Here is a 25,018-nt window from a genome sequence, read left to right as displayed (position 1 = left end):
GGCTAATGGCCGCCTCTCGATGCCGTATCGAAGAACTCGACAAAACGCGTCAGCAAGCCGTTCTTGAGTGTCATGACGTGAATCCACTCGCTTTCAACGGCTTCGCCCGTCGATCGGATCGTGCCTTTCACGAAGCCTAGTGTGACGATATCGTCCCCTGCGTCGATATATTCGCGCGGTTCGAATACTGCGATGTCGTCGCTTTCCGCGAGCGATTTGAAGAATGCGGATACCTCGTTCTTATTGCGGCATTCTCTTGGAAACGGCAGCGAAGCGGGTCCAACGACACGCCATTCAACGTCGTCCGCGATGACTTCGAGTATCGCGGGAATGTCGCCCCGCTGAAACGCCTCGTATGCACCTTTGACGATTGAGAGATTCGTGCTCATTGCTGTCTCCTTCAAAAGATCATATGAGCGGACGGGGCTGTTGTTCAGGGCGATCTGCGCCTGCGCTCAACCGCCGGCGTCGGCGAAAGTTGTGCACTAGCGGTCTCGCATCAGGCGTGCGGAGCATATGAGAAGTCTGTTTGGAGTGCGCCGCAACGGGTTGCGGATTCGCTGGTGGCTCTATGAAAAATAGGCAAAGTTGTTAGCGAAGTGAAGCCTTATTCGCAAGGCCTTGGTAAGCCTTCTTTTGATTAAATGCACCACACACGCACTCCTCCGCAAAGCTATATCGACGTGCGCTCCAAGCGTTACCTGAGCGTCACACCGGTAGCACGGGAAGTATTTGTTCAGTCGAAATTTCGCCGTTCTCTAGTGATCACGTCGCCGCCTTTGCCGGCAAACGCCAACTGCCGTGATGAGCGCAAGGTCGTGCGCATAGCGGGCAGTTCGTCTGTGTGACAAACGGCGAACATCGAACGACAAGCGGCCCTGGCGGTCCGCTTGCCCACCCTGACGAGAAGCCGCCACGGCTCTCCAGTATGATTGCAACCTTCCCGCCACCCTCATCGCATTGGAGCTCTTGTGACCGCGCGTCTGTTTCGCTCCGCGAAAGCCGATCGTAACCGTTTCATCGTGCTGTACGTCAGCATGGCCGTTGGTTTGCTGGTCGCCGCCGGCCTCTTCGTGTATGAAGCGAGGATCATCGTTGCCGACGGTTTGCGCGACGAGGAAGCGTTTGCCGTGCTCGGCGCAGCCAACCGCGTGCTGCACGATCTGGAGAACGCGGAGACCGGTCAGCGCGGCTATCTGCTGACGGGCGACGAAAGTTACCTCGTGCCTTACCGCGAGGGCATTCGCGATCTGGACGACACCGTGCTGCGCTTGCAGCAGGTGGCGGGCAGCGACGAGAGATCTCTCGAACTCGTGCGCCGTGTCGAGCACGCGAAGACCGACAAGGTGACGGAACTTGCGCGCACCATCGAGCTCGCTCGCAGCGGCAATCGGCACGCTGCCGTCGCACTCGTGCAGACGAACGAAGGCAAGCTCTACATGGACGGTCTGCGCCAGGACCTCAGTCTGTTGCTGAACGACTGGCGCGAGAGACGAAGGGTGGCGACAGAAGACGCTCACCAGCGCCTCATGTTCGGAAGCGCTGCGCTGGTTGCTATCGCTGTGCTGGTGTGCTGCCTGATGGGTTATACGGTCTATGTACAGCGCCGCGCGTTCGCGAGGGTGCATGCGTATTCCAACGCACTCAATCAGCAAGCGGCGCAGGACACTTTGACGGGACTGCCGAACCGGCGCCGGCTGCTTTCTACCATCGACGCACTTTCGAACGATGCGGCCGCCTCGGGACGCATCGCGCTGTTGTACCTCGACATAGACGGCTTCAAGAATGTCAATGACGCGATGGGCCACAGCGCCGGCGACGTACTGCTGCGTCGGCTCGCCGAATCGCTGCGCACGGCGACGCGACAGAACGACATGCTCGCTCGTGTTGGCGGCGACGAGTTCGTTCTACTAGCAACGGACTGCGGTGAGGACGCGAAGTTAAGGGAACTTGCCGACCGCCTGGTCTCAAGCGTTCGCGCTGTCGGTGACAAAGAGTATGGCGGTCGTTTTGCGATTGGCGTGAGCATCGGCATCGCCACCTTTCCGGACCGGGTTCAGACCATCGCGGGACTGCTCGACGTTGCGGACGCCGCCATGTATGTGGCCAAGCGCAGTGGCCGCTCCACATACAGCTTCGGTTCGTCGCCGGGACCGGGGCTTTCGAATGTCGTCAAGCTGACGAGATAACGCGTCGCACGGCGGAAGATTGTTTAAGCATACCGCCGTCAAAGGTGAGCAATTCCAGGATGGTGAGGAATTCCAGGAGACGGCATCACCTTTGACCTTCTGCGCACAAAGGTGAGACGTTCCAGGAGACTGTGCAGGATGCGCAATGGTGAGTCGTCCCAGGATTCCTGCCGCACCGTTGCGCACCCCGCGCAGCGTTGTCGCCTGGCGTCACGCGCAAAGGTGAGGAGTTCCAGGAGGTTGCCGCAAAGGTGAGCCATTCCAGGAGGTACCTGACTATCAGACTCGCCTATGTCCGATAGGTGAGGTAGGCGCGCCGCTGTTCGCACCTTTATCGATGTGGTGAGGATATTCGGGAGCGCCCCGGACCCTACCCGCGTTCCGCCTTCGGTTTAATAAATGTCGACACGCGCATGCGACGGACGCCATGCAACGGCATAGCCGCCGAAAACTTGAGAAATAAAAAGTGCGGCTCCGAATGTGAAGTTAAGTCTGTAGTCATCGCTTAGTAACACGGGTCGGCAATACTCGGCAGCGCTGCAAGCAAGATCTCATGTCGCATAAAAAACGCGCTGCTCCAAACGAGGGCAGACGCGCAGGCCAGAACCCGGGGTTCACATGACTATCCGTCATCGCATTACGCTATTGGTTGTTTTAATGTTCGTCGCGTTGTCGGCGATCGGCGGTTACGCCGTCTATCAAACGCGCGGCAGCGCAGCCGAAGTGCGCAAGGTCACCGAAGGCGTAGTGCCAAGCGCGCTGGCTTCCGCCGACCTCGTATCGCAGGTCAAGGACGTCCAGCTCGCGACTATGACGCTTGTCTACGCGCCCGACGGCGCCGTTGTCGCGCAGGCGCAGGACGAACTGAAGAAGAAAAGAATCGCGCTCCAACAGGCGCTCGCCTTGCAAGCGAAAGACGCCGCGAGCCACGCGCAAAAGGGTCTCGTTACGCAGGCCAGCGACAGTCTCGCCAACTACTTCTCCGCGATTGCCGAGACGGCGAAAATGAAAGCCGACGGCAAGAATGAACTCGCGCAGGCCTACCTGTTTGCGAACGTCGCACAGTATCGAGATGAACTCGAGGGTATTGTCGAAACGCTGCGCGTTGAGAAGAACCGCGAGAAAGACGAAGCGATCACGACGCTGAACGCGACACTGGCGACCACGACGACGGCGATTGCTGCCGTGACCGGCATCGCGATTATCCTGCTGACTTCGATCGGCGCTTTGCTCTACCGTCAGATCACGCGGCCGCTCAGCCGCATGCAGGCCATGATGAGCGAGATCGCATCCAGCCAGGACTTCACGCGCCGCGTGCCGGTGGGGCGGCTCGACGAGATCGGCCATTCGATTGTCGCCTTCAACGGCATGATCGAGAAGATTCAGGAAAGCTCGGCACAGCTCAAACAGAAAACCGCCGACATCCAGGCGATGTTGCAGAACATGCAACAGGGCATTCTGACGGTGATCGACGGCGCCGTGATCCACGCGGAGTACTCGGCATATCTGGAAGACATCTTCGAGACGAAGGACATTGCCGGGCGCGGACTCATGGACCTCGTGTTCGCGGATACCGATCTGGGCGCCAACGCGTTGTCGCAAGTCGACGCCGCCGCGCATGCGTGCCTTGGCGAAGACTGCATCAACTTCGCGTTCAATCAGCATTTGCTGGTCGGCGAGATTTCGAAGCGCATGCCCGATGGCCGCGTGAAAATACTCGACCTGAGCTGGTCCGCAATTACCGACGAAGACGACATCATTGTCCGCTTGATGCTTTGTGTGCGTGACGTGACCGAATTGCGCAAGCTCGCTGCGGAAGCCAGCGAACAGCGCCGGCGTCTCGACATGATCGGCGAAATTCTGGCGGTCAGCGAAGAGAAGTTCCATCACTTCATCGAGAGTTCGGCTGGTTTTATTAGCGAGAACGAGCGCATTATCCGCAAGCATTCGGAGGCAGACCACGCCGCGATCTCAGAGCTGTTCCGCAATATGCACACCATCAAGGGCAATGCGCGCACGTATAACCTGCAGCATCTGACCGATGTCGTTCACGAAACGGAGCAGAGCTATCACGAGTTGCGCCAGCCCGACGCGGATCGCCCGTGGGATCAGGAGCATCTGATGCGGGAGTTGACGCGTGTGCGCGAGGCTATCGAAAGTTACGCGACGATCAACGAGCAGAGCCTTGGCCGCAAGGGCAAGGCGCAGCAAACCGGCGCGGGCAGCGCGGGCCGCTATGTGATGGTCGACAAGGAAGAGATACAGCGGATCGTGAATGTGCTCCACGAGACGGATGCAAGTGAACTGCAAGAACTTCAGGCGATGCAAAAGACACTGCGCCGCAATTTGCTCGCGCTCGGCAGCGAAAGCGTCCGCGATGCGCTGTCGGGCGTGCTGGGCTCGCTGCCGTCGCTCGCAAGCGAATTGGGCAAGCCTGCGCCGTCCGTGCATATCGCCGACAACGGCTACCGGCTGCGTGGCAAGTCGGCTGGCACGCTGAACAACGTGTTCATGCATTTGCTGCGCAACTCGATGGATCACGGCATTGAATCCGCCGAAGCCCGCGCCGCGAGAGGCAAGACGCCGGCTGGCGCGATCTCGATCGAGGTCGGCGTGGATGGCGGCGCATTGCAGATCACGCTCAGCGACGACGGTCGCGGCCTCGCGCTGGAACGCATTCGCGGCATTGCGATGGAGCGCGGCTGGATCGGTCCCGACGAAACGCCGGGCGACGAAGCCATCGCCGAGTTGATTTTCCGTCCGGGCTTTTCGACCGCGGACACCGTCACCGCAGTGTCGGGCCGCGGCGTCGGCATGGATGCCGTGCGCGATTTCCTGAAGCGCGAAAACGGCAGCATCGAACTGCGCTTCACCGACGATCACAAAGGCGCGGCGTTTCGCCAATTCCAAACGATCGTGTATCTGCCGGACAGCGCCGCCGTCGACACGCTCGACACCGAGTCGCGCAACGAAGACGGCGAAGTTCCCATCGACGCAGTGACGCGCTGAGCACTTTTGCGCCGCACGCCGCGGCGTCCTTCAAGGAATGGTTGTGATCCAACAGTATCTACTGGCGGCGCTGGCGGGCAGCGCCGCGACCGCGTTGCTCGGGGTGGCCGCGCATCGGCTGTACGTTACGCGGCTGACCACGAGGCTACGTGCGGACGCACAAGCCCAGATCAATTCGCTCAGAGCCGGGCACGTCGCGCTCGACGCAGCAGCATACGAGCGAGAGCGGGCCGAGCATGAGCTGCAAACGCAGACCGCCCAATTGCGCGCCGAATTGATGGAACGATCGGCAAGCGTCGACGAATTACGCGCGACGCTCAAAAGCATTTCCGAAGACAGGGAACAGTTGGCGCGGCAGGCGCGGCAGCTTGCCAGCGAAGCCGCGCGCCTGAAAAGCCTGGGCGCCGCGTTCGAGCGTTGGCACGAGCAAATGATTTCGCTGATGACGCAGAATCACGACATGCACGCGAAGAATCAGGAGCTCTCGTCCATCGTGCGGCATGTGGTGATCGTGTCGCTGAACGCGTCGATCGAAGCGGCACGCGCGGGTCCCGCCGGCCGCGGCTTTGCGGTGGTGGCGAGCGAAGTGCGCTCGCTCGCCGCGCGTTCCGAGGAATTGTCGAAGAGCTATCGCGACAGCCTGCATCGCAACGACTTGACCACGACTTCCACCTTTCAGGACATTCAGGCCGGCGGCAAGATGATTGCGGCGTCGCTTGCGAGTGTGGAGTCGATGGCCAGTCAGTTTCATTCGAAGCTGGACGAGGTGTCCGCGTGATTACTGCCCGCGCCAAGGACAGCTTCGAGCGCATATTTCGCAATGCTGCGCAGGCGCGCTTGCCGTTGAGTCCAGACGACCAGTGCGAGATCGTCTCGATCGCGCAAGCCGACACGGGCGCGGCACATGGCACACAGGTGGTCGTACTGACCATTTCGTCGATCGTTTTCAGACTGCTGCTGATTCTTCATTTCGACGAAAACGACAGCACGCGCGCGTACTACCTGAAGGAAGCCGACGAGCGGCCGTTTCAGGACGCGTTTCTGGAAATCTGCAATTTGTGTTGCGGCGCGATCAATCAGGAACTGCTGCGCTACTTCCCGGACCTCGGCATGTCGACACCGTACGTGCTGAGCGCGCATTGCCTGCCGCATCTGCATGAGTTGAAGCCGGCGCTGCTGTCTTCGTATTCGGTGATGCTCGGCGGCACCGCGCGACTTGGGGCGACGTTATGCGTTTGCGCGTATGCGCCTCTCGACTTTGTTGCGGACACGAGCGCCATTGAAGAAACCAGCGGCGAGCTGGAGCTGTTTTGATCTCTGACGATTGATGAAGGGAAAGATATGTCGAAAATTCTGGTAGTGGACGACTCAGGCACGGTGCGCGACGAAGTGGCCGGCTTTCTGAAGAAGAATGGTCTCGATGTGGACACCGCGGTGGACGGCAAAGATGGCCTCGCGAAACTGAAGGCTAGTCCAGGCATCAAGCTCGTGATCAGCGACGTCAACATGCCGAACATGGACGGTCTCACTATGGTCGAAAAGATTCGCGGCGAACTCGCGAACAAGACGGTCAACGTCATCATGCTGACAACGGAAAGCAGCCCGGCGATGAAAGAGCGCGGCAAGGCGGCGGGTGTCAAAGGTTGGATCGTGAAGCCGTTTAAGGGCGACGCCGTTCTCGAGACGTTTCGCAAGCTCGCGAGTTGATGCACGACCGCGACGGCAAAGGTGAGGGTTTTCGGGAGCGGGGAGGCGGCGGCTCGAAACGCTCGGCTAGCTCCGCTTCTTGCTGCAAAAACCGCAAAAATTCGCTAGACGTCCAGCCGACGCGGTAATGCAAGAGAGCTCTCCGTCGCGTGTCGCCCGCGCAAAGGTGAGGGAATTCGGGAGGGGTTAGGACGTTGCATCGACCGTGAGCGGCCAGACTCAAACCGCCTCACCGTTCATGTAGTCGCACGATTCGCCGCCGACGAGTCCTTCTGTATCGAATCGCGTGCTACGGCGTCTTACCTGGGTATCCAGATCGTTTGCGCATCCGAAAGGTGAGAGTTTTCGGGAATCGTCTGTTTCGAGCAACCGGTGCCCCGCCCAGTATGGCTTTGCAGCCTGTCCCTCACTGCGAAAGGTGAGAGTTTTCGGGAGCTCGGAAAACGCCGCCAGCTGCGAAGTGTTGATCGCTTCGTACCGAAGGTGAGGTTTTTCGGGAGCGCGAGCGTCGCCTCCGAATCATCGGCAAGAAGCGAAGCAACGGGCAAAAATCCCCGAATAAAGAGCGTTATTCGCGCGATGACCCCGCCGTAAAGCCACGGGAACCATCGCCACATGCACGCAAAGGTGAGGTTTTTCGGGAGCGACGATGCCAGCTACACGTCAAGCCGACTTCGCGATTTCGCGAATGTCGGCCACTGGCGTTTCACCGAATGCATCGCCAAGTGCGTAGTCGAGCAACTGAGCCGCGCATTGCTCGGGCGTGGAAAGCTGACCGGTGCGCTTGAGGTCTTCGAACTTCTCACGCATGGGGAACTGTTCGACGCCGGTTCCGCGAATCTCCGCCTGCATGTTCGTATCGATCACACCAGGCGCAAGACTGCAGATGCGCAACGCGCGGTTCGCGTCGAGCGAGACAGCGCGCGCATGGTGATCGAGCGCCGCCTTCGTCGCGCAGTAAATGCTCCAGCCTGCGTAAGCGTTGCGTGCCGCGCCGCTCGAAATATGCACGATGCGCCGATCGCTCGCATGCGGGCTTGCGACGGCCAGCGCGCTCGCCAGCATTAGCGGCGTTGCCACGTTGAGGCTGACGGCAGTCGCGATGTCCACCACGTCCTGCCCTTCAATCGGACCGATTGGCTGCACCATGCCCGCGTTGTTGATCAGCAGGACCGTGTCAGCGCCGTGGACGAATGCGCGCAAAGCATCGGTCGCCAGCCATTCAGCAACGCGTCCGGTATCGGCGAGTGCGAGTTCGGTTTCCTCTAGCAGCGTGGGAAAGCGCTGTTTGAGCGATGCATGACGCGAGCGCGATAGACCGAGCACCGCGATATCGCGTGCAAGCAGTTGTTCAGCGAGCGCCGCACCAAGGCCGCGCGTGTGTCCGGTGACGATCGCGCGAATCGGAGAAGAGGGGTTCATGTCGTTCCTTGAGCGTTGGCTTGAGCAGAGCGTTATCTTCTCACGCATGTTTTGCGCGCGCAGCGGCGCCGCTCATCGACGGTAATCAGGTGGCTCGAAAGCGCTCACGATATTGCATCGGCGTTGCGCCGATTCTTTTCATGAAGACGATCCGCATGCGGTCGGCTGTGCCAAAACCGCAATCGTAGGCGATCGTCTTGAGCGCGGCGCCGCTGCTTTCCAGCAACTTGCGCGCTGCATCCACACGCGCGCGCTCGACAAACTCATGCGGCGTCACGCCCGTTTCCTGCACGAACACGCGCGCGAAATTACGGGCGCTCATTCCCGCGACGTCGGCGAGTTCTTTGACCGTAAAGCTTTCGTGGATGCGCTCCATGACATGCGCCTGGACTTTTGCGACCGGCGATGTTTCGTCGGCGGGTGCCGTGAGGTAGGGGCTGAATTGCGACTGACCGCCTTGCCGCTGCGCGAATACGACAAGCCGCTTCGCCACTGCGAGTGCAATGTGCGAACCATGGTCTTCGGCGACGAGTGCGAGCGACAGATCGATGCCGGCAGTCACGCCCGCCGACGTCACCAGCTGGCCATCGCGCAAATAAATGCGGTCGTAATCGACGCGCGCTTTGGGAAACTGCGCAGCGAGTTGGGCCGCATGTTGCCAATGTGTGGTGACGTTGCGTGCATCGAGCAGGCCCGCATGTCCAAGCGCGAAAGCGCCGGTGCAAATGGAACCGTAACGCGCGCATCGAGGCGCGACGTCGGTCAACCAGTCGAGCAACGGTGCAGCGGGCGGCTCGCCTTCGGGCAGTGCAGGGCCGCCCGCGACCAACGCGAGATCGAACGGCTCGCGAGCGTGATCGAACGTGGCGTCGGCGATTAGCGTCATGCCGTTCGACGCGCGCAGCGGCGTTTGCTTCGCGCTCAATAGTGTGACCTCGTAGCGCTCTTCGGGACTGACGAAGCGGTTCGCTTCTGAGAACACATCGACAGGCCCGGCGACGTCGAGCGCCTGCACGCCGGGGAAGATCGCTATCGCGACGGTGGGCATCGAATCATTCCTTTGACGATGGGCGAACTGCGAGAGCCTTGGCAGCCGACGCCGTGCGATTGGCCGCGTTCGACCGGTCGCAGCGCTTATCGCAACATGCGCGTTGGTGAATACTGAGGCCGATGGAACGACCATGACGCCCCGCGATCCAGCATACCAAACGCGCTTTAGCGCTGCACGGCAAGCGGCTCTGTTGATTCGCACAATCACAGACTCGACTCATGGCCATGAATGCCCGCGTTGCCGCAGGGCGATCTCACCACGACAATTCAGGGCTCGGGCTGCGCGGCTGCATATGGGATGATTAGCGCTGACCGAACTGCCGGCGCCGCGCCATGGTGATCAAGAACCTTCTTCGCAAGCTCGACCTTACGACCCTTCAACTATTCCTTGCCGTCTACGAGGAAGGCACGCTGACGCGCGCCGCGGAGCGCGAGGCGATCGCCGTTTCGGCGGCGAGCAAGCGCCTGCTCGAATTGGAGCAGGCGGTCGGCGCCACGCTGTTCCAGCGCAACGCGCGCGGCATGACGCTCACGCCGGCAGGTGAAACGCTGCTGCATCACGCACGGCGCGTGATGCGCGACATCGAAAACATCGGCATTGAACTCGCGGGCCACGCGAGTGGCGTGCGTGGGTACGTGCGAATGATGGCGAATCTGTCAGCGATCGTCGAATTCTTGCCGGAAGATCTGCGCGCGTTCCAGTTGGAGCACGAGCGTGTGAAGCTCGATCTGGAAGAGCGCCCGAGCGGTGGCGTGGTCGAAGCAGTGGACGACAGCCTGGCCGATCTCGGCATATCTTCCGGCGACGCCGACACGCGTGACTTGCACGTCGAGCACTATCGGCACGATTCACTCGTGCTCGTGATGCGCGACGATCATCCGTTGGCTACGCGCAAGAGCGTCGCGTTCGCCGAAACGCTCGACGGAGATCACGTCGGCTTGCACGCCGCGAGTTCCATCAACGCGCGCACGCATATGGCCGCGCGCCAGGCCGGCAAGCCATTGCGGCTGCGAATCCATGTGCCGGGCTTCGACGCGGTATGCCGGATGGTGCAGGCAGGCATGGGCGTCGGCGTATTGCCGCAAAAGGTTTATCAGCTCATGGGCCGCCCGCTTGGACTGGTCGGCGCGCCACTCGAAGACGAGTGGTCGGAACGCAGCCTCGTGCTGGTCGTGCGCGACGTCGATGCGTTGTCGCCGGTGAGCCGTCTGCTGTTCGAGCATCTGCGTTCGGTGGAAGCAAAGGACAACGTGCGACCCGCGCCGGCATAATCCGCACCTCGCGGGAGCGTTCGCCGTTCGCGAACGGTCGTTGGCGAATTGCGGTTGGACGCCGCCGCGGCATGCCTGCAAGCTGTCTCCCAACAGAAAACTGCTATGGAGACAGCACATGAGTGGACCCCTTCAGGGTATCCGCGTCGTCGAGATCGGAACTCTCATTGCCGCGCCGTTCGCCGCGCGCCTCATGGCCGAGTTCGGCGCCGACGTGGTCAAGATCGAAGCGCCTGAAACGGGCGATCCGCTTCGCAAATGGCGCAAGCTGCACGAGGGCACCTCGCTCTGGTGGTATCTGCAGTCGCGCAACAAAAAATCGGTTTGCGTGAATCTCAAATCGGCAGATGGTGTCGAGATCGTGAAGCGGCTTGCGGCCGAGGCCGATGTCATCATTGAAAATCTGCGTCCGGGCGCGCTCGAAAAGCTCGGCATCGGCTGGGACGTGCTGCACGCGATCAATCCCAAGCTGACGATGGTCCGTATCTCCGGTTATGGACAGTCCGGTCCATATCGCGACAGGCCTGGCTTCGGCGCAATCGGCGAGGCGATGGGCGGCATCCGCTATACGACGGGCGAAGTGGACGGCGCGCCGGCGCGCGTCGGCGTGAGTCTCGGCGATTCGCTCGCATCGCTGCACGGCGTGATCGGCGCGTTGATGTCCTTGCTTCGCGTGAAGACGGGACAGGGCGAGGGCCAGGTGGTCGATGTGTCGCTCGTCGAAAGCGTTTTTAATCTGATGGAAAGCCTCGTGCCCGAGTATGACCTCCTCGGTCACGTTCGTGAGCGCAGCGGCGGCGCCTTGCCCGGCATTGCGCCGTCCAACACGTATCCCACCGAAGACGACGGCTACGTGGTGATTGCAGGCAACAGCGACCCGATTTTCCGGCGACTCATGCGGGCGATCGGCCGCGCCGACCTCGCCGACGATCCAGCATTGGCTCACAACGACGGACGCGCCAGGCATTGCGCGATGCTGGACGAAGCCATCGCCGCATGGACCTCGCACCATTCCACCAACGACGTGCTGGCCGCGCTGGAGCGCGCCGAAGTACCTGCGGGACGCATCTATTCAGTCGCGGACATCGTGTCCGATCCGCACTACCAGGCGCGTGACATGTTGTTGCAGGCGCAACTGCCTGGCGGTGCATCGGTGAAGATGCCGGGCATCGTGCCGAAGCTGTCGGACACGCCGGGGAAAGTGCGCTGGCAAGGTCCCACGCTTGGCCAACATACCGGCAGCGTGCTGAGCGAACTCGGATTTGCAACCGAAGAAATCGAGCGGCTTCGCCGCGAAGGAGCCGTGCAATGAGCCGAGCATCGAACGGTGTCATGGACACCAAATCTGCCGACAAGCTGATTGTCCAGGAAGTCGCACCGCGCGACGGCCTGCAGATCGAACCCACTTGGGTCGATACCGCCGACAAGATCGCGTTGATCAACGCGCTTTCGACGGCGGGCTTCACGCGGATCGAGGCCGGTTCGTTCGTATCGCCGAAAGCGATCCCGGCGTTGCGTGATGGCGAGGCGGTGTTTCAGCAGATCGAGCGCCATGCGGGCGTGATCTATGTCGCGCTGGTGCCCAACCTCAAGGGCGCCGAGCGCGCGCTGGCTGCGAAGGCGGATGAACTGAACCTCGTGATGTCGGCAAGTCAGACGCACAATCGCGCGAATATGCGCATGAGTTGCGAGTCGTCGTTGACGGCGTTTGGCGACATCGTGCGTCACGTCAAAGATTCGGGCGTATTGCTCAACGCCTCCGTGGCGACTGCGTTCGGCTGTCCGTTCGAAGGCACGATCGACGAGGACCGCGTGGTCGGCATTGTCGATACATATCGCGAGATGGGCATAGAAGGCATCACGCTCGCGGATACAACCGGCATGGCGAATCCGCGCCAGGTGACGCGGCTCGTGACGCGGGTGCTTGAGCGCGTGACGCCTTCCGCGCTCACGCTCCACTTTCACAATACGCGCGGACTTGGGCTTGCCAACGTACTGGCTGCGTATGAAGCCGGCGCACGTCGTTTCGACGCCGCGTTGGGCGGCCTTGGCGGTTGTCCGTTCGCGCCGGGTGCATCCGGCAACATCTGTACGGAAGACCTCGTGAATCTGTGCGACGAGATGGGCATCCCGACCGGCATCGATCTGGAGAAGCTGCTCGCGTTGTCGCGGGCACTGCCGGATCTGCTCGGCCATGACGTACCCGGGCAGGTGGCGAAGGCCGGACGCAACAGCGACCTGCATCCCGTGCCGGACTACGTGCTGCAAATCTAACTTTCCTTGATCCACTAAACGACCGGACGGCAGCGCCGAATCCGGCATTGGAGACGAACATGAGTGACCTGGGCGCAATCGCAACCGGCGGCCGCGAGCAAAGCGCGGACGGCGCGGCGGCCATTATCCGCAAAGTGGCATGGCGGCTGATGCCGCTCATCATGATTTGCTATCTGTTTGCGTTCTTCGACCGCATTAATATCAGCTTCGCCAAGTTTCAGTTGCAAAGCGATCTCGGGTTATCCGACACCGCGTATGGTCTTGGCGCGAGCCTGTTCGTGATCGGCTACGTATTGTTCGAAGTGCCAAGCAATCTGTTCCTGTACAAGGTTGGCGCGCGGCGCTGGATTGCACGGATCATGATTTCGTGGGGACTCGCCACAGCGGCGATGGTCTTCGTCAATACCGAATGGCAGTTTTACGGACTGCGTTTTCTGATCGGCGCAATGGAAGCGGGCTTCGCTCCCGGCGTGCTGTATTACCTCACGCTGTGGTTTCCGCCGAGCTATCGTGGGCGTATTACGTCGATGCTGTTTCTCGCGTCGGCGTTTTCGGGACTGGTCGGTGCGCCGCTTGCCGGCCTGGTTATCGGGCATATGAACGGCGTGCTCGGTATGCCCGGATGGCACTGGCTGTTCCTGCTCGGCGGGCTGCCGTGCGTGCTGCTCGGCTATCTCGTGCTAAAGCTGTTGAAGGACCGCATCGAGGACGCGAGCTGGCTGTCTCCCGCCGAGAAGTCGTATCTGTCTGAGCAGATCGCGCAGCAAAGCCGTCATCCCGACACCGGGCATTCGCTGCTCGGCGCGATCAGGACGCCAGGCTTTCTCACGCTGGGTCTCGTGTACTTTCTGATTCAGGTTGCGTCGTATGGATTGAATTTCTGGACGCCGCATCTGATCCGTGTGGCCGGCACGCACAATCCGACCCTGATCGGTTTGCTCACGGCGGTGCCATATGTATGCGGCGCGATCTGCATGGTGGTGGTGGGGCGCCTGTCCGACGCAACCGGCGAGCGGCGCAAGTTCGTTTTCGGGCTGCTCGTGATGTCGGCAATCGGATTCTTTGCCGCAGGTTTCTTCGATAAACAGACCGGCTTCCTGATCGCCGCATTGGCCGTGATGGGCGCAGGCGTGGTGGCATCTATCCCGGCGTTCTGGGCACTGCCGCCTAAACTGGTGACTGGGGCGGGCGCGGCTGGCGGCATCGCGTTGATCAATACGCTGGGTCAGCTCGGGGGAATCGTGAGTCCGATTATGGTTGGACGCGTGCGGGATCTGACCGGCAGCACGACGCCTGCGTTGTATGTGATCGGTACGATGAGTGTAATTTGTGCGTTGATCGTGCTGCGCGGGTTGCCGGAGTCGCTGCGGCGGAAGGATGGAGTACGGTGAGGGCTGTTTCCCAGCGATGCTGTCTCCGGCTGACTGTTGCGGAGACGGCGCGGGATTGCAGTGTGCCATCAAGTACTTGGTGTTTGTTTGCTGAGGTTGTCCACAGGGTTTTGAACAAAAACTGGGGATAAGTTCTCGTTTTGGCTGGCACAGTGTCAGGTACTTGAACGGGTGCCGATGGCGTCCGCGGCACGATTGGGCGTGAAGGGTTTGCGTCGTGGTTCCACCGTGCAGGCCCGACGCTATTGACAGAGGTTGCCACGGACTCAACGCGGTTGGAATGGTCGTAGGTCGCGCCCACAGTTCGCTGAAGCTTGCCGTCCCACTTAGCATCGAACCTGCTCACCCGTTGGATCGTTGGTCGTTTGCGTCCCATGGTGCGAGCCACTGGCAGCAGCGGCGCGATGATGAGCGCTAGGCGACGTTCCCGGCTTTTCCAGATAGTTGCTAATGCCCGCCTCGTGCGGGCTTTTTTTCGTGCCTTTCCCTATCTTGCGGACGATCTGGCGCTGTCGAGCGTCAGTCAATCCATTAGATGGCTATGCGCTAAACCTATCCCGATTTTGTTTTACAAAACTGCGACAGTTTCCATCTGTACGCCGGTCGGGATCGATTTGATAATGCAAAGGCCCGAGTCCTCAATGGAGAAGGGGTGCCTCGTGGTGGAGATTTAGTAGGATTCCAAACTGTCAGGACAGCCAGCGGCATATGAAACATAACTTTTGGAGGGGCTAACAATGTCGTGGGTTATCCAGCCGCGTACGCCGGACACGACCGGCGATGCGTGGACGCAATGGGCGAGCAGGCCGCTTCCCACGGTTCCCCGACCCGCTGAAGCGAGGTACGCATGACCCGGTGGACGACGCAAACGCGCACCCTCACGTTCAGCGGTGCCGCGCTTCCCGAAATCATTGGCGTCGATTACCGCAGCCGGCAGTGCATCGAAACCCGGGAGCCGATGCTGACGGTCCGCAGTCTGCGCGGACGCGAGGCGGTGGGCGAGCTGTTCGAATACATCGTGGAAACCGAGGTCGAAAACCCGGACTTCCTGCAGGACCCGGCGAGTGCCGCGCAGCTCGACCTGGCGAAGATCGTCGGCACATCGGGCACCGTCGCGATCCAGGTTACGGGCATCGGTACTTTTCGCACCGGCGCGACAGGCGATGCCGGGCGCGTGAACGTCGGTGCCGATACCCGCCATATCAATGGCGAAATCGTTTCAGCGCGCATCCGGTGCGTTGAGGACCGCGCGGCGGTGTTCGACTTCGTGCTGCGCCCGTTCGTGTGGCGGGCGACGCTGAACTGCGATTCGCGCATCTTCCACGGTACCGTGATCGAGGTGCTCGAGCAGGTGCTGCAGCCCTACGAGGGCACCGTCGAGTGGCGCATTGGCGGAATGTGGCCCGGCGGGGGCAGGGCTTATCCTGCGCGCGACATGCTCCGGCAGGCGTGGGAGTCGGACTGGCAATTTGTGTCCCGTTTAATGGAGGAGTTCGGACTCTTCTACTGGTGGGAACACCGGAACAACTATCATTCGCTCGTCATCTCCGACCTGCTGGGTGGTTTCCGTCCGCATGGCCTGGCGTATGAAACGCTTCGCTATCACACCGGCGGCCGCATTGACGAGGAACACATCAGTGAACTGTCGATCGCCTACACGCTGACGCCGGGCAAGGCGACGGTCAACGACCATAACTACGCACAGCCGCGGCTGGCAAAAAGTCTTGTGCCGAACCGCGAGTCATTCGAGGATGCGCGCGGTACCGCGAGCCAGCGCATCGAGCTGTACGAGCCCGCCGAGTTTGCCCAACCCGAGACGCGGCGCACGTCTGCCCATCCGAACGACGAGCAGATCGAAGGCCAGCACCTTGCGCGGATCAAGCTCGAAGCGCGGCGCTGTCAGGGTTTGCGCGCAACCGGCAGGGGGCACCTCCAGGCCCTTCAGCCGGGCCGCACGTTCACGCTTGCGGGCTATCCGCAGGAGCGCGCGAACCGCGAATACATCGTGCTGCGCTGTGATCTGGACATTACTGAAGTCGGCACGTCATCCGGTGCATGGCGTCAATACACCGTCGACACGGAGTTCGAACTGCAACCGTCGAACGAGTATTTCCGGTTGCCGCAGATCACGCCCCGGCCGCGCATCGACGGCTATGAATATGCGGTGGTGGTCGCGCCGCAGGACAAGGAAATGTTCATCGACCACCGGAACCGGCTGCGCATCCAGTTCGACTGGGACCGGCGGGCGAATCTCGATGGCGCGAGTTCGATCTGGGTACGCGTGATGACGCAATGGCAGGGCGGCGAGCTGGGTGTCGTCGCCCCCGGCCGCGCCGGTCAGATGGTGCTGGTCGCGCACGTGCACGGCGATCCTGACCGGCCCGTTGTCGCGGGATTCGTGGTGGACAGATTCAACATGCCGCCGTGGGAGCTGCCGGCCAATGCGGCACTGAGCGGCATGCGGAGTAAAAGCCTCGAGTACGGCCTGCGCTCCAACCACCTCGCGCTGGACGATACGCCTGGCATGATGCAGGCGCAGCTTGCGAGCGACCAGGCGAATTCGCGGTTTGTGGCGGGGTTCAACACGCGCATTGACGGCACGAAGGGGCGTACCGAGGCGCGGGGTGAGGGGATCGAGGTGGCCACCGACGCGCATGCGGTGATGCGCGCTAACAGAGGCATGTTACTGACGACGGAAGCGCGCGCGGGTGCGAGTGCGCCGGTGAAGGACATGGGCGAGACGGTGGCGCGGCTCACGCAGGCGCGGCAGCAGCATGAGGAGCTTTCACGTGTGGCGACCCAGCACAATGCGCAGACGCCGGGTTTGAGTCAGGGCGACGTCACCGGCACGATCAGGACGCAGAACGATGCGATCAGAGGCGGGCAGAAGACGGCGGACAACCCGTCGCCCGAGATGACACGGTCGGACGTCGTGGTGGCGAGTGCAGCGGGCATCGCGACGACCGCGGCCGACAGCACGCACATGGCGAGTGCGAACGATCACGCGATCACGGCGGGACGGGATGTGAGTGTGTCGTCGGGGCGCTCACTGTTTGCGTCGGTGCGCGGAGCATTCAGAGTGTTTGCCTATCAGCTGGGCATGAAGCTGATCGCGGCCAAAGGCCGGGTGGACATCCAGGCGCAAAGCGACCAGATGGCATTGGCGGCACTCAACGACCTCACGATCAGCAGCACCGACGGCAGGATCGTGCTGACGGCGGCAAAGGAAGTCTGGATTGGCGCGGGCGGCTCGTACATCCAGATCAACGGCCGCGGGATCGTCAACGGGTCGCCGGGAGCGATTCTGGAGAGAGGCGCGTCGTGGGATGTGCCGGGGCCGGATTCGAAACGTATGCCCTCACCGACGATGCCTCAAGGCGATCTGAAAACAACAAGTCTATATCCTCAATCGCGCTAACCATGATTATTAGTCCACCCTTCCTGCCCCAGCCCGGACTCAATTCGGGCGCCGTCAACAATACTGACCCCGATCAGCTGATGACGGTAGTCGAAACGTATGAGCGAGGCTGCCACGGCGTCTTCCCCGTCACCTTTGACCGTCGTTGGCACGGTGGCATCCATCTCGTGCCACCGACCTTGGACGAACCCGTGCGGGCCGTCGCCGATGGCGAAGTGGTCGCCTACCGCATCAGTCTGAATCCCATCTCCGATGGCCATATTGATGAAGCGACCGGCCAGGAGGCACTGAATACGAACACGGGCTTCCTGCTGCTGCGCCACGTAACCGATACGGGGAACGGACGCACCCTTACCTTTTATTCGCTGTACATGCATCTGCTGGACCTGACGGCGCAACAATCACTTACTGGGTCGCCAGCTAATTCACCTCAGAACAGTTCGCCCACTGCACTAGCAGCGTGGCTGCTCGAAGCGAGCGATAACGTAAAGCAGGGCAATGGCAAAAAGGTATATCGCAAAGATATCCTCGGGCACTGGGGCACATCGCAGGGCACGCGACACCTGCATTTCGAAATCTTCATGGCCGAGGATGATTTCACCACGTGGTTCGATCAATCTGGCCACACAGTCCAGCTTGGCGAAAAGAATCCGGTACAGCCCACGTCAGATGACTGGTGGGGGCACGCCTATTTTGTGATTCCCGCCACGGCTGAATTTGTAGCTCGTCCTGGGACGCCGTATGACGACCCGTGGTTTCCCGCGCTAAGCAGAGGCAAGTTACCGAATGACAAGGCCAAACTGTATGTCGAGGCGTACTTCCACAAGGGACAGCGCTACACGCGCTCGTGGCTGGACGAGAGCGACGACGGCAACTGCGTATTGCTGACGCCCGAGCCGGTGAAAGATTGCTTCCCCGAATATGAATACAAGCTCTATGAGCGCGCACTGAAGTTGTATCCAACTTGCCCGAGCGATGGCTACGAACTGCTGCGATTCGGGCGCATCCTCTCGCTACCGCCCACACTCAGCTTGTCCCAAGACAAAGTGACCTGGGTTGCTGTGCCGTTCGATGCAAATGGTACGCAGGGTTACGTCGATATCAGCAAAACGTCAATCATCAAACTCTCGGACGCTGACTTTCCGTTTTTTACTGGCTGGCAGAAGATCAACAGCGGTAATGCACCGCTGGATGCTAATGGCCTGTTCAGCTACCGCAAGTTGATGCAGCTCGTCGGTGATGCGACGGGGGTCGAATACGAGGTTTCCCAGGACGACCCGAAGTTCAGTCTGGATGATCAGCTCACGTACTACGTGCAAGGCAACGATACCGTGCGAAATAAGCTCGCCGGTTTCGTCTGCCATACAAACAGCGAATGGGACCCGGCCAACAACGACCAGCGATATCAGGACTTGAACAACCCGGACGGATATTTCGGGAAGCGCAAGGACACCGACCGTGATGGTTACGACAGGTTTGTCGGCTTCCTAAAAAAACTTCAGTTTCTGGATCGTATCCCCGCATTGGCCGGGGGAAAAAAGTTGTGGTATTTCCACCCGCTCGCGTTTATTCGACACTTCAGGAAGTGTGGGTGGCTCAGTCGAAGTGAGCTTCAGCAACTTCTGCCCAAACATGTTGTACAAAAAGGGACGCCTTGGAAGTGGCAAACGGTAAGCATACATGGGGCAGATCCTATGTTGTCGGCGAGCGATCACAATGCCATCCAAAGACGGCTGGCACTCAACAATGCGATCCGCAAATATGGAGTTCAATCACCGGTTCGTATGGCGTCGTTCTTTGGAAATGCGACAGAGGAAACCCAATGGTTTCAAAAGTACCATGAGGGATCACCTTACTGGTACAAACCGTGGGACGGACGAGGGATGTTGCAACTTACACACGCCACCAACTATATAAAGTATTGGACGTTCAGAGGGCTTTCCGTTACCAGCGATGTGAAGACCGCACTGGATCAGCATACGCATCTGGCTGACTCCCATCGACCAATGCTAAACGGGCACAAAGGGATGTACGATCCGACGAATTCGCTTAGCGACGCGTCAACGCATATTCCCTCTGAAATTATCGAAAGGAGGAATGCAACGGCCAATCCGTTTGAAGCGGCGGATAGTGCCGGTTGCTATTGGGTCTGGTCGAGAGCAGCGAGCTGCGCGGACGAACACGAAAGTCAACAAGCCAGCACACTGCGGTCGCTCGATACAGATCATGGGACCAAGTACTACTATGAAAACAGTGCGTTTGGAAAGGTTGCTGGTACCGTAAATACTGGTTCACCTTCAAGTCAGTACAGCTCAATTTGGGACATACAGTCTCGATTCTTGGCATTCGCTAATGCGCAAGTGATCCTGTTCGATGTCACGAATTTTCCGCAGCCAAACAGTTCAACATCTTGCCTGCCTATTGACTTCTCTCGTTCAGAGGCGCCATGAACTACCGCCCTATCGTAGCTGTGGTTTTGTTTCTCTTAGTCGCATCCTTTATTAATCCGGCGTTTGCACAAGACCAGTGGGTTAGGGTGGGTAATGCGGCTGGACAGACTGCTAGTGCAGACGGTCCAGCAGTGATACTGGTTGATATGGGCAATTGTCGATTTTCGATGACAATTGGAAAGCGAGATCATGTGAAATACAACGACCCAGATCTTGTACTTTATCGCGCAAATCGCACGCTAACAGACCACCATCTGCCGCATCTGAAGCAGGCTGAGATGACGTCGGGATACGATTGGTGGTTTGAGGAGCCTAAAACCATGAAGACCCAATGGATCGGCTTGATGTGCGACAAAATTTCAAATTTCAAATGGTCATCCAGTTCGACGCGGGCCGAAGTTTCTCCCGAGTTGCAGGACATCATGGACTCGAATTCGTTGAAGTGCCCCGCAAATTTCGATGGTAATCAATGGGTACCAATTTCAAGTAAAGACGACGTGATATTCAAAAATATAGACTTAAGCGAAACTCGGGGATTCGTGATAGACAGCAGGTCTAAGACAGAAGATCAAGGTTCGAGATTTTGTTTCATTCACGGGGAGAATATATTGATCGGAGTGTCTGGAGGTGGCGCAAATCTCAGAAATGAGAAAAATGGCTCGATCCTGAATGTCTTGCAAAGTATTGAATTCAAATCTGACGACTCGCCAGTGAACCAGTAACCGAACAGCAAATCATGATTGACCTTATCCGACTCGGCGACAGCACCGATCACGGCGGCGAAGTCATCACCGCCTCCGACACCATGCATTACGGCGGCAGGCGCGTCGCCCGCAAGGGCGACCATGTGACATGTGCGCAGCATCCGGACGTAAAGCCCAATGTCATCATCGAGGGCGACGAAAAGATCACTGACCACGGCGTACCGGTTGCCCGACAGGGTCACCGTGCCACATGCGGATGCAGCCTGATTTTCAGCATCGTTTAGCTGGCCTGTCCACGTCGCAGAACGGAGGAAAACTCGCCTGTTCACACTTCAGGCAAGTCACTTAGCTTGTCCAGGACGAGATCCCCATGACCCTATCCCGCAGACCGCCTATCACACGATGCTATCCAAAGGTTAGTGCACCTTTCGATCGAACAAATTTCCACGCTTGCGCGCCGACGCATGACCCGCGTCGGCACGTAAGACACACCCCTCAAGCCTTCAACCCCGACCCCGCCGCCTCCTCCCTCGACTGCACCTGCAAGACCGCATCGCGCTTATCAAGCAGATGTTGCCGAAGAATCTGACTGAGCCTCTTACCGTCTCGAGCCTCGAGTGCCTTCAGCATTTCGTCGTGGTCATGAATGGCGCTGTCCCACTTCGGGATCTGAAAATTGGACCGGAAACGCAGCGCCTGCAAGCGCCGATTCACCGAGATATAAGTCTGCCGAAGCGCTGAGTTCCGCGCGGCCTCATTGATCTTGTCGTGGATCGCCTGATTCCGGCTGTAGTACCCGGCCAGATCGTTTTGCGCGCGACAAGCGAGCATTGCGTAATGCAACGCCTTGATGTCGGCAAGCTCTGCAGCCGTCATCCGCTCGGCTGCCAGTTCGCCCGAAAAAGCCTCGAGACCGCTCATCAGTTCGAACGTCTCGCGCAACTCGGCCTCCGACATCTTCCACACCGACGCGCCCCTGTTCGGCGAAATCTCGATCAGCCCCTCGGCGGCCAACACCTTGAGCGCCTCACGCAGCGGCGTGCGCGAAATGCCGAGGGTTTCGCACAACTCGCGCTCGTTGAGCTTCTTGCCCGGCTCAAGTACGCCTTCGACGATGAACCGGCGAATGTGCTCCACAACCGTGTCGTGCAAGCGCTGACGCTCCACTTTCGGCAACACGGCCGCCGTGGGCAGACTTGCCTCAAATTCCGAATTTTGCATACAAACTTCCTTATCCACATTGAATTCGATTTTATCGGATCGCCGCGCGCAGCGAAACAACGCGGGTAAACACCTGTGCGCAAAGGCGATTTTGATCTTTCACCCGTCCGAACTCGTCTGATATAGTTTTTTGCATGCAAAATTCAATCGGAGGAGCGCAATGTTGAAGTTAGATTTTCATCCCGCCGGCCGTCACTTTCTACAGATTCCAGGGCCGAGCCCCGTGCCCGATCGCATCCTCCGGGCGATGAGCTATCCGACCATCGACCACCGTGGGCCTGAGTTCGGCGAACTGGGTCTGAAGGTGCTCGACGGGATCAAGAAGATCTTCAAGACACAGCATCCCGTGGTGATCTATCCGGCGTCCGGCACCGGCGCATGGGAAGCGGCGCTCTCGAACACGTTGAGCCCCGGCGATCACGTGCTGATGTTCGAAACCGGGCACTTCGCAACGCTCTGGAAAAAGATGGCCGAAAGCCTGGGGCTCAAGCCTGAGTTTCTTGGCTTGCCCGGCATCGAGGGCTGGCGCCGCGGCGTTCAACCGCAAATGATCGAAGCGCGTCTGCGCGACGACACGCAGCACTCGATCAAGGCGGTGTGCGTCGTGCACAACGAAACGTCGACGGGCGTGACTTCGGATATCGCCGCCGTGCGACGCGCAATCGACGCCGCAGGTCATCCCGCGCTATTGCTCGTCGACACGATTTCGGGCCTTGCCTGCGCCGATTATCGCCACGACGAGTGGGGCGTCGACGTCACCGTTTCAGGCTCGCAGAAGGGCCTGATGCTGCCGCCGGGCATCAGCTTCAACGCGATTTCGCCGAAAGCCGTCGCCGCCAGCAAGCATGCAAAGTTGCCCCGCAGCTTCTGGGACTGGAGCGAAATCGTCGAGATGAACAAGACGGGCTACTGGCCCTACACACCGAACACGAACCTGCTCTACGGGCTTCATGAAGCGCTCGAAATGATTCTCGGCGAAGGGCTCGACAACGTCTTCGCGCGCCACGAGCGTCTGGCCGAGGCGACTCGCCGCGCGGTGCGCGCCTGGGGCCTGGAAATTCAGTGCGCCGATCCGGCTGTATATAGCCCGGTGCTGACGGGCGTGATGATGCCCGACGGCGTCGATGCCGACGCGGTTCGCAAGCTGATCTACGAACGCTTCGACATGTCGCTTGGCACGGGTCTCGGCAAGATGAAAGGGCGCATGTTCCGCATCGGTCATCTGGGCGATTGCAACGACCTGATGCTGCTCGCGACGCTCGCAGGTTGCGAAATGGGCTTGCGGCTCGCGGGCGTTCCGCTCAAGGGAAGCGGCTTGCCTGCCGCTATGGAGTGGTTGAGCGAGCCGACGCAAGCGTCCGGTTTGAAGGCGGCAGCCTGAACGAAGCGGCAGAAGCTGTGCTGGCCACGTCGCAAGACCCGACCCGCTCAACGAGCCACAGCAACGCATCGAAAAAAGCAGACCGCAACGAAAGCAGGCATCAACGAAGTCAGTTCCATCACGAAGCCGCGCGCAGAACGCGGCCCTGAACAATGCGATGTCCCGGCGGCGCCTACCGCCGGGCGACGACCAGGCGTGTCATGTGAGGCGCGCCGTCGACACATGCAAATGGAGAGAGACGATGAAGCGGTTTCGTTTGACCAGTGCGACCAGTATCGTTCTAGTGATGCTCTGCATCATGTACTTCATCACCTACCTGGACCGCGTCAACGTCAGTACAGCGGCTGCGGGCTTCGGCAAGGAATTCCATCTTTCGCATACGGAAGTCGGGTTGGTTTTCTCAGCTTTCGCGTATCCGTATCTGTTGTTTCAGATTATCGGCGGCTGGGTGAGCGATCGTTTTGGCGCGAGACGTACGCTGCTCGCGTGCGGCGCGATCTGGGGCATCGCCACGTTGCTGACCGGTTTCGCTGGCGGGCTGATCTCGCTGCTGGCCGCGCGCGTGCTGCTCGGTTTCGGTGAAGGCGCAACGTTTCCCGCCGCGACATCCGCAATGGCGCGCTGGGTCGCGAAAGAGAAGCGCGGTTTTGCGCAGGGGATCACGCACGCGGCGTCCCGTATCGGCAATGCGGTTGCACCTGGTCTCATCGTGCTTGTCATGGCGAATTGGGGATGGCGCGAGTCGTTCTATATCTGCGGCGCCTTCAGCTTGTTGTGGGTTGTCGTGTGGGCATTGACGTTTACCGAGCATCCGAAAGACCATCCGCGTATCACGACTGAAGAGCTAGAAGTATTGCCCGCGCCCAAAGCAAAGTCGGCGGGCGTGCCTTGGGGCAAGCTGTTTCGCCGCATGGCGCCCGTTACGATCGTGTACTTCTGCTATGGCTGGACACTGTGGCTGTTCCTGAGCTGGATTCCGCAATACTTCCTGCACAGCTATCACCTGGAATTGAAGAAGTCGGCGATCTTCGCCTCGGTCGTGTTCCTCGCCGGCGTAGTGGGCGATACGCTTGGCGGCGTCGTGACCGACGTCATCTACACGCGAACCGGGAGCCTGAAGCGCGCACGCAGCTGGATGGTGTCGGTGTGCATGATGTTCTGCCTGCTGTCGCTCATTCCGATTATGTTCACGCACAACGTGTATCTGTCGATGGCGTGCCTCGCGTCAGGTTTCTTCTTCGCCGAGATGACGATTGGACCGATGTGGGCCATTCCGATGGACATCGCGCCGGAAGCCTCCGGCACGGCGAGCGGCATGATGAACACGGGCTCGGCGCTCGCGGCGATCATCTCGCCCGTAATGGGCGGCTTCCTGATCGATTACTTCGGCAGCTGGGAGTTGCCGTTCGTCGGTAGTATCTTGTTGATGGCGATTGGTGTCGTGCTCGCGTTCCGGATGCAGCCGGAGAGCAAGTTTGCGGGCGATTCCGCGGACAAGGGGCAGGTCTCGCCGCGCATGGGCGTGTAAGC

The 25,018-nt window shown here is 60.0% G+C and carries 19 protein-coding genes; 15 read left to right on the top strand and 4 right to left on the bottom strand.

Annotated elements, in window-relative coordinates; translation table 11 throughout:
- Positions 1–2 precede the first annotated feature (2 nt).
- The gene (locus OH764_RS32435; protein WP_498850049.1) at positions 3–389 is read right to left on the bottom strand and encodes a nuclear transport factor 2 family protein; all 387 of its coding nucleotides are present in this window, start codon (positions 387–389) and stop codon (positions 3–5) included.
- 582 nt (positions 390–971) lie between these two features.
- On the opposite strand from OH764_RS32435, the gene OH764_RS32430 reads away from it, so the two are divergent.
- The 5 genes from OH764_RS32430 (at position 972) to OH764_RS32410 (ending at position 6,905) form a co-directional block, all read left to right on the top strand.
- A complete protein-coding gene (locus tag OH764_RS32430) occupies positions 972–2,189 on the top strand; it encodes a diguanylate cyclase domain-containing protein (protein WP_498850048.1) in 1,218 nt (405 codons plus the stop codon).
- A gap of 618 nt (positions 2,190–2,807) precedes the next feature.
- Positions 2,808–5,198: an ATP-binding protein gene (locus tag OH764_RS32425; protein WP_498850047.1), complete on the top strand. Its 2,391-nt coding sequence runs from the start codon at positions 2,808–2,810 to the stop codon at positions 5,196–5,198.
- A gap of 43 nt (positions 5,199–5,241) precedes the next feature.
- A complete protein-coding gene (locus OH764_RS32420) occupies positions 5,242–5,976 on the top strand; it encodes a methyl-accepting chemotaxis protein (RefSeq protein ID WP_498850046.1) in 735 nt (244 codons plus the stop codon).
- Positions 5,973–6,512 (top strand): hypothetical protein, encoded by a 540-nt coding sequence (locus OH764_RS32415; RefSeq protein WP_498850045.1) that lies wholly within the window; start codon positions 5,973–5,975, stop codon positions 6,510–6,512. Before OH764_RS32420 ends, OH764_RS32415 begins: the two co-directional genes overlap by 4 nt.
- A gap of 27 nt (positions 6,513–6,539) precedes the next feature.
- Positions 6,540–6,905, top strand: a complete 366-nt coding sequence (locus OH764_RS32410; RefSeq protein WP_020068625.1) for a response regulator — start codon at positions 6,540–6,542, stop codon at positions 6,903–6,905.
- Positions 6,906–7,568: 663 nt separating this feature from the next.
- Here OH764_RS32410 and OH764_RS32405 read toward each other — a convergent pair.
- Together OH764_RS32405 and OH764_RS32400 are read right to left on the bottom strand one after the other, a co-directional pair.
- Complete coding sequence (locus tag OH764_RS32405; RefSeq protein ID WP_498850044.1) at positions 7,569–8,327, bottom strand: SDR family oxidoreductase; 759 nt, start codon at positions 8,325–8,327, stop codon at positions 7,569–7,571.
- A gap of 85 nt (positions 8,328–8,412) precedes the next feature.
- On the bottom strand, positions 8,413–9,375 hold the full coding sequence (locus tag OH764_RS32400) for a GlxA family transcriptional regulator (protein WP_498850043.1): 963 nt from the start codon (positions 9,373–9,375) through the stop codon (positions 8,413–8,415).
- Positions 9,376–9,710: 335 nt separating this feature from the next.
- On the opposite strand from OH764_RS32400, the gene OH764_RS32395 reads away from it, so the two are divergent.
- The 8 genes from OH764_RS32395 (at position 9,711) to OH764_RS32360 (ending at position 21,170) form a co-directional block, all read left to right on the top strand.
- Positions 9,711–10,649 (top strand): LysR family transcriptional regulator, encoded by a 939-nt coding sequence (locus OH764_RS32395; protein ID WP_498850042.1) that lies wholly within the window; start codon positions 9,711–9,713, stop codon positions 10,647–10,649.
- 118 nt (positions 10,650–10,767) lie between these two features.
- Positions 10,768–11,961, top strand: a complete 1,194-nt coding sequence (locus OH764_RS32390; protein WP_498850041.1) for a CaiB/BaiF CoA transferase family protein — start codon at positions 10,768–10,770, stop codon at positions 11,959–11,961.
- Positions 11,962–11,981: 20 nt separating this feature from the next.
- Positions 11,982–12,923: a hydroxymethylglutaryl-CoA lyase gene (locus OH764_RS32385; protein WP_498850040.1), complete on the top strand. Its 942-nt coding sequence runs from the start codon at positions 11,982–11,984 to the stop codon at positions 12,921–12,923.
- A gap of 59 nt (positions 12,924–12,982) precedes the next feature.
- Positions 12,983–14,314, top strand: a complete 1,332-nt coding sequence (locus tag OH764_RS32380; RefSeq protein ID WP_498850039.1) for an MFS transporter — start codon at positions 12,983–12,985, stop codon at positions 14,312–14,314.
- 847 nt (positions 14,315–15,161) lie between these two features.
- The gene (locus OH764_RS32375) at positions 15,162–17,732 is read left to right on the top strand and encodes a type VI secretion system Vgr family protein (protein WP_498850038.1); all 2,571 of its coding nucleotides are present in this window, start codon (positions 15,162–15,164) and stop codon (positions 17,730–17,732) included.
- Positions 17,733–17,734: 2 nt separating this feature from the next.
- The gene (locus OH764_RS32370) at positions 17,735–20,182 is read left to right on the top strand and encodes a hypothetical protein (protein ID WP_498850037.1); all 2,448 of its coding nucleotides are present in this window, start codon (positions 17,735–17,737) and stop codon (positions 20,180–20,182) included.
- Entirely contained in the window at positions 20,179–20,904 is a 726-nt protein-coding gene (locus tag OH764_RS32365) for a hypothetical protein (RefSeq protein ID WP_498850036.1), read from the top strand. Before OH764_RS32370 ends, OH764_RS32365 begins: the two co-directional genes overlap by 4 nt.
- Before the next feature lie 14 nt (positions 20,905–20,918).
- Complete coding sequence (locus OH764_RS32360; protein WP_498850035.1) at positions 20,919–21,170, top strand: PAAR domain-containing protein; 252 nt, start codon at positions 20,919–20,921, stop codon at positions 21,168–21,170.
- A gap of 211 nt (positions 21,171–21,381) precedes the next feature.
- Here the strand turns inward: OH764_RS32360 and OH764_RS32355 are convergent, their stop codons facing one another.
- Positions 21,382–22,107, bottom strand: coding sequence for a GntR family transcriptional regulator (locus tag OH764_RS32355; RefSeq protein WP_087753665.1), 726 nt, complete (start codon positions 22,105–22,107; stop codon positions 21,382–21,384).
- A gap of 160 nt (positions 22,108–22,267) precedes the next feature.
- Here OH764_RS32355 and OH764_RS32350 point away from each other — a divergent pair, with 160 nt between their 5' ends.
- Positions 22,268–23,488 carry a pyridoxal-phosphate-dependent aminotransferase family protein gene (locus OH764_RS32350; RefSeq protein ID WP_310069962.1) on the top strand — a complete coding sequence of 407 codons (1,221 nt, stop codon included), beginning with the start codon at positions 22,268–22,270 and terminating at the stop codon, positions 23,486–23,488.
- Positions 23,489–23,729: 241 nt separating this feature from the next.
- Positions 23,730–25,016 (top strand): MFS transporter, encoded by a 1,287-nt coding sequence (locus tag OH764_RS32345; protein ID WP_498850034.1) that lies wholly within the window; start codon positions 23,730–23,732, stop codon positions 25,014–25,016.
- Positions 25,017–25,018 lie beyond the last annotated feature (2 nt).

This window comes from Burkholderia sp. M6-3 (genome assembly GCF_050858985.1).
In the GTDB taxonomy this organism is placed as follows: Bacteria; Pseudomonadota; Gammaproteobacteria; order Burkholderiales; family Burkholderiaceae; genus Paraburkholderia; species Paraburkholderia caledonica.
This window is presented reverse-complemented; position numbering and strand designations above follow the sequence as displayed.